Annotated in this window: 4 protein-coding genes; all 4 read left to right on the top strand. The window is 51.1% G+C overall.

The window, feature by feature from the left end; all coding sequences use genetic code 11:
• The first annotated feature begins 182 nt into the window (after positions 1–182).
• On the top strand, positions 183–2,750 hold the full coding sequence (locus tag RBB47_RS30850) for a calcium-binding protein (RefSeq protein ID WP_305989777.1): 2,568 nt from the start codon (positions 183–185) through the stop codon (positions 2,748–2,750).
• A gap of 68 nt (positions 2,751–2,818) precedes the next feature.
• Complete coding sequence (locus tag RBB47_RS30845) at positions 2,819–3,493, top strand: SOS response-associated peptidase (protein ID WP_305989776.1); 675 nt, start codon at positions 2,819–2,821, stop codon at positions 3,491–3,493.
• A gap of 4 nt (positions 3,494–3,497) precedes the next feature.
• Complete coding sequence (locus RBB47_RS30840; RefSeq protein ID WP_305989775.1) at positions 3,498–3,983, top strand: hypothetical protein; 486 nt, start codon at positions 3,498–3,500, stop codon at positions 3,981–3,983.
• Between the two features lie 168 nt (positions 3,984–4,151).
• Positions 4,152–5,429: a hypothetical protein gene (locus RBB47_RS30835; protein WP_305989774.1), complete on the top strand. Its 1,278-nt coding sequence runs from the start codon at positions 4,152–4,154 to the stop codon at positions 5,427–5,429.
• The last annotated feature ends 258 nt before the right edge of the window (positions 5,430–5,687 follow it).

Raw genomic sequence — 5,687 nt, 5'->3', positions numbered from 1 at the left:
ATATCTCGAACAAGATATGCGTATATATGAAGAATTTCCTTTCTATTTCTGTTCGAGCAGTTTTGGAAACAGTAAATGAATTGATCTAGCTACTCAGAAGCTGCGCTTAATGCACAGCGAAACGTGCGTGTCGTGTGCGCCTAGTAACACGCTAAGTTTTTTTTACAGGGGGCGAGTTTGATATGGCAATTCGGTTTGGTAGCAAGCGCTCAGACAGTATTGTTGGCAGCGCAGGTTTAGACATCATCTTTGGTCGGGGCGGCAACGACACATTACAGGGTGGCGCCGGACCAGATCTGGTATTCGGGGGGCGCGGCAACGACAGACTCATTTTTGATGCATCGCTCAACAGTCATCCTTCTTGGTTCCCAGATTATTATAGCGGAGGTCGCGGCGACGATACGCTGGTACTCGAACTCACAGACGAACAATGGTCGAACTTCGACATTCGGTCGGAAGTCATCGAGTTTCTTGACTGGATAGATGCTGGTCGCAAAGGTTCCTTCAAATTCGAAACGCTTGGTTTGAAGGTTAGGTCCATCGAGGCACTCGAGCTTCACGTCGATGGGGTAATTCTCGAAGATCCGCGACAGAGTGATGCGCCAGTCGTTATCGATCTTGCCGATTCGACAGATGACGAAACCGTTTCGCCTAGCGGTGACTTTGACTTCGTTGTGAATACGGGATCGGGAAACGACGAAGTTGAAACGGGTGGCGGAAGCGATCAAATCTCAACAGGAGACGGCGACGACACAATCAAATCTGGTGGTGGTGACGACACAATTTCGATCGGTGATGGAGACGACTTTGTAGATGCCGGTGCGGGAAATGACACGATCATCGCGGGAACCGGTGGTGGTAACGACTTTATCGATGGGAGCGTTGGCAACGATACAGTCAGCTATCCTTCCATTTCGAGTGGAGTCACAATAAATCTTGAGCAGCAAGACCGATCGGGCCAAGTTTTTCAGGGTCAGAACGTTTCTGCAATACTTGCGTCATTTTCGCTCTCTTCAACATTGCCGGTCGGCATAGCCTATGGCGCTGACATCGGCTTGGATTTGTTGGTTTCTATTGAAAACGCTGAGGGCGGCACTGGCGCTGATCAGATCACTGGAAATGCGGGAGATAACCGTTTGCGCGGTGTTTCTCCAATAGCGGCTGACCCAAGCTTGGATGGCGGAGATACCCTTGAAGGTCAGTTAGGTGATGACATTCTCGAAGGAGGAGCTGGTAATGACACTTTGTTGGGAGGTGGCGATCATGACCGACTTGCTGGCGGTGGCGGAAACGACACCATTGTAGGAGGGAGTGGAATTGACACCCTTGTTCTTCAAGGCAATCTCGCAGACTACACCTTCACCGCAAACAACGATGGAACTTTCACTGTACAGGACGTCCTTCAAGGACGTGATGGAACTGACACGGTATCAGAAATTGAGGAGATAGCATTTGCTGATGCCGAAGTTGGACTATTCGCGGTTGTTGGTAACATCGACAGATTGGGAACCAGCGGGAACGACATACTAAACGGTACTGCAGCCAGGGAGTATTTTCGCGGATTCGAAGGCGACGACATTCTCAATGGTTTCGAAGAGGAAGACACCTTCCAGGGTGACCAAGGAAACGACACCTTCGATGGCGGATCAGGCACAAACGATGACCAAAATTTCGTTTGGGACATCGTCGATTATTGGCGTGAATTCATCGACGGCGGAACGCAGGGCGTGACGGTCAATCTAACGCTGGGCACTGCGACTGACACTTATGGTGATACTGACACGCTGATTGACATAGAGCGAATATTCGGTACCCCAGAAAACGATACTTTGATCGGAGACGATGACACAACCAACGGAAACGCCTTTGATCCACACACTGGCGCCGACGTCATTGAGGGCCGTGGGGGATTTGACAATCTGCGCTACAATCTCAGCGATAACTTCGGAGTGCCGGGAGGAATTACGGTAACTTATTCCAGTACCGTGGCAGGTGCTGGCACAGTTCTCGACATGGGCGGGTTTACCGATACCTTCTCCGGGATCGAGCAAATCAATGCGACACGCTACAACGACACGATATTTGGCGGGATAGGTGACGACCGCTTTGTCACGACCGAGGGTATGGATTATGTCGACGGTGGCGCCGGTTTCGATCTCATGGCGTATAATTCAGACGCAAACTATGGCGGCTTCAATGGAATTGTAATGCTGGCAGACACTGATGGCGGTGAGCGTACCATTCTAGACGGCTTCGGGCACGTCGACACGATCGTCAATGTTGAATGGATACGTGGTACCGGAGTTAGAGATGAGCTAGCCGGAAATGATCTTGATGAGCGTTTCGAGGGAAGGGGCGGAAACGATTTGCTTTCTGGGGAAGGCGGTAACGATGTACTTATAGGCGACAGCGGAGATGATGAGTTGATTGGTGGTGCGGGAGAGGATGAACTCGAAGGGGGCGCCGGCAACGATATGCTCGCTGGTGGAACTGAGAATGACTTCCTCATCGGTGGTCTCGATGCCGACACCTTTATCTTCACTTCCAACACCGGAGACGACGTCGTTGAGGACTTCTCAACGTCTGAGGACAGTGTACAACTCAATTTAGTTGCCGCAGTTAGCTCTGTGGCGACAGATTTTGACGGGAACGGCTTTGAGGATGCACTTGTTACACTCGACGACGGCGGTACAATCACATTCCTTGATGTGGATGCCTCCACGATTGAGGGTATCTTAGGAATAGTTTGATCAATGCTATCGCGCTTGATCAAGTAGCTAAGTGTGGGCTAGCAGGCTTACTCGAAGGGCAGTGCTGAATGTGTGGCCGCTACACCCAAGTCAGACCTTGGCGTGAGATCCACGCCCTCTATCGCCTGACAGACCAAGACGCGGAGCGGAACACTGCGGCCCGTTACAACATCGCTCCCACGCAAGACGTGCCTTTCATCCATCACGACAAGGAAGGCAGTCAGAAGGTCTCCGAAGGCCGTTGGTGGCTTGTGCCGCATTGGGCAAAGGAGTTGCAGAGCAAATACCCGATGTTCAACGCCAGATCGGAAGACGCGGAGAAAAAGCCCGCTTTTCGGGAAGCCTACAAAGCAAAGCGTTGCCTGGTCCCAGCAGATGGCTGGTATGAATGGACGAAGGCTGAGGATGGCGGCAAAGACCCGTGGTTTATCCATTTGCCTGGGCAGAAGCCTTTTTCCTTTGCTGGACTGTGGGCCTACAACACGAACCTTGAGGTCACCTCCTGCACCATCCTCACGGCTGCTGCTGTTGCGCCGATTGACCGGGTTCACAACCGCATGCCCATCGTGCTTTCTCCCGAGCATTACGACGCCTGGTTAGATCCGGGGACATCAGTTGGAGATGCCAAGGCGCTGCTGAGCAACAACCTCGGCTCAAACTTCGAGTTCTACCGGGTGGACCGGGCGGTCAACTCGTCCAGGACCGAAAACGATCCGAGTCTGATCGAGCCGATTGAGGAATGAGGTGGTGGAAGCTCGTCAAAGACTGCGGGAACTGAAAACGCTCGGCGCTACTTTCTTCCAAGTGATTGTTTCGTGGGCCACGATCCTTCTCGCTGCCACCGCTGCGAATGCAGCGACACATCCAGGCCCACCGCCGTGGCGGTGTACGGCTGTTGCGGAGTGTCCTGAAAATGCGCCTTGCGTGCTCCTGAATGAACCCTCACGGAGTTTCATTCTCAGCAAATTGCAGAACAACAGGAGCGAATTTCTTGTCGAGAATCCAAGCGGTGGTAAAGAGACAGCGAAGTTTTTCTACTCTATCGAAGAAGCCAAAGAATTCGTCGAAACAGATCGCAATGTAGAAGAGTACCCGATCATCCTTTTACCAATCGATACAGTATTCGATGGGATCGGATTCATAAGCCAGACCATAAACTTAGACGCTTCCGGTGAACGAGTTATCAGCGGATTACGAACTGTCATTACATGCGGCGGTGGACCATTGTATTGAAAGCACCAACGTCGGTGGCGACGACAGGTGAACGCAGACCTAATCGATAACTGAGCACGTAGCCTTCGGTCCATGCGATCAATCCAATCGCTCTTTGTTGTTTCAACCCTTGCAATTTAGGCGGTCAACAAGATTAATTGGAGGCACTGATAGGTTGCGGGGACCGAAATGTTGGTTCGCTTTCTGATCGTCCTTTCACTGGCATTCGTGATTTTGAACGCCGAGCAGGACGCAGTTTTTGCTGATATGAGCTTTGAGCGTGTTACGACAGAAAGTGGTACGCGGCTTTTGGTCATTCGTGGTCGGTTCGATTTCGGAGACGATCTCTCAGCATTTACTTCAGCGGTCGCAGATTCCAGACCAGAGGTCATCACCTTCGACTCTACAGGCGGCAATCCCTCCACTGCGATGAGCTATGGTAGACGAATTAGAGCCTTCGGGCTCAATACCGTTCAGGTTCGAGACTTTGATTGCATGTCTGCATGCGCGCTTGCGTTTTTCGGGGGCGTTAGTCGCTTCGCAGAACCCGGCTCTATCGGCGTCCATCAAACATATTTCGAACCCGGCACGGATTTGAGCGGAGCCGATGCTGTGGCGATGATTCAGTCACACACAGCAGAAGTCATCGCATACTTGACAGAGATGGGAGTGTCGCCGGAATTGCTTCAGCTCAGCCTGTCAGTTGAGAGTGACGATATTCGCTTTTTGACCGGGAAAGAAATGGCAAGGTACCAAGTCACGAATTTGCAAGCCCAAGCGAAGGCACCTTCAATATTCAACGCTCCAGCAAGACGATTTGCGACGCCTCAACCTCAGACTAAACCTCAGTTTCCGCGAGCAACCACCCCAAGTGACTACAGGGCTATGGGGAGAGATTTTATCGTCGCCTATCAGGATGCTTGGTCAGGAGACAACTTGACCGCTATGCGTTTTATGGAAGGCGCCTATTCGAACTCCGTGACATTTTATGGAAATGATATTTCGATCGCTGAAGTCTTGGAGGAAAAGCGTCGCTTCACTATGCGCTGGCCGTCCCGGTATTATGAGATCAAACAAGATACCCTGAGCATAAACTGCAATCGCGTATGCAGAATCAACGCTGTGGTCGTTTGGTTCGCGCAAAGCCGTCCAAGAAGCGCGAAATCGTCAGGTGAGGCCACAATTGAGGTATATTGGGATCCGCACACAGGTCGAATTACCTCAGAAACTGGAAAAGTCATATCCATCGACCGACGATCAGGCAATCCAACGCACCTGATTGAGTTGTGGCATTCGGAAAATGAACTCTGTCGCGGGTCTTCGAGCCAGACAGGGCCCGGTGGAGCTTGCGATAGACGCGAACGAGTTTCCGCAAAGCTGGCAAGAGCCAACTGGTGTTATGGCCGAAAAGGCGAATATGGATATCAGCATGAGTGGCATACCTGCAATGCCGGATCGTTAAGGTGACTGCGATTGCGCGGCCTGAATTTTGCAACCCCAGAAAAAGGGGACGTTGCAAAACGGATGAATTTTGTCAGGCCCTAAAAGGGAGCTTCTGACAAAATGTCCACACATTGCTGAAATGGCAGGCGGAAGATATTGAAGTGGGCAAAAAAGTAGACACGTTTCAAATCAGGAAAGAAAAATAATTAAAAAACATAAATTTAAAAGAAAAAGTGGCGGCCCAAATGGCCGCCAAAAAAACAACAAAACTAAAAAATTGAC

The sequence above is a fragment of the Roseibium sp. MMSF_3544 genome (genome assembly GCF_030732845.1).
Lineage (GTDB): Bacteria > Pseudomonadota > Alphaproteobacteria > Rhizobiales > Stappiaceae > Roseibium.
Note: the sequence above shows the minus strand (reverse complement) of the source record. Positions and strands in the feature narration are given on the sequence as shown.

Bases quoted from the DNA above. Each gene is read 5' to 3' on its own strand.
- RBB47_RS30845 (WP_305989776.1), top strand. From the start codon at position 2,819: ATGTGTGGCCGCTACACCCAAGTCAGACCTTGGCGTGAGATCCACGCC.
- RBB47_RS30835 (WP_305989774.1), top strand. From the start codon at position 4,152: ATGTTGGTTCGCTTTCTGATCGTCCTTTCACTGGCATTCGTGATTTTG.
- RBB47_RS30850 (WP_305989777.1), top strand. From the start codon at position 183: ATGGCAATTCGGTTTGGTAGCAAGCGCTCAGACAGTATTGTTGGCAGC.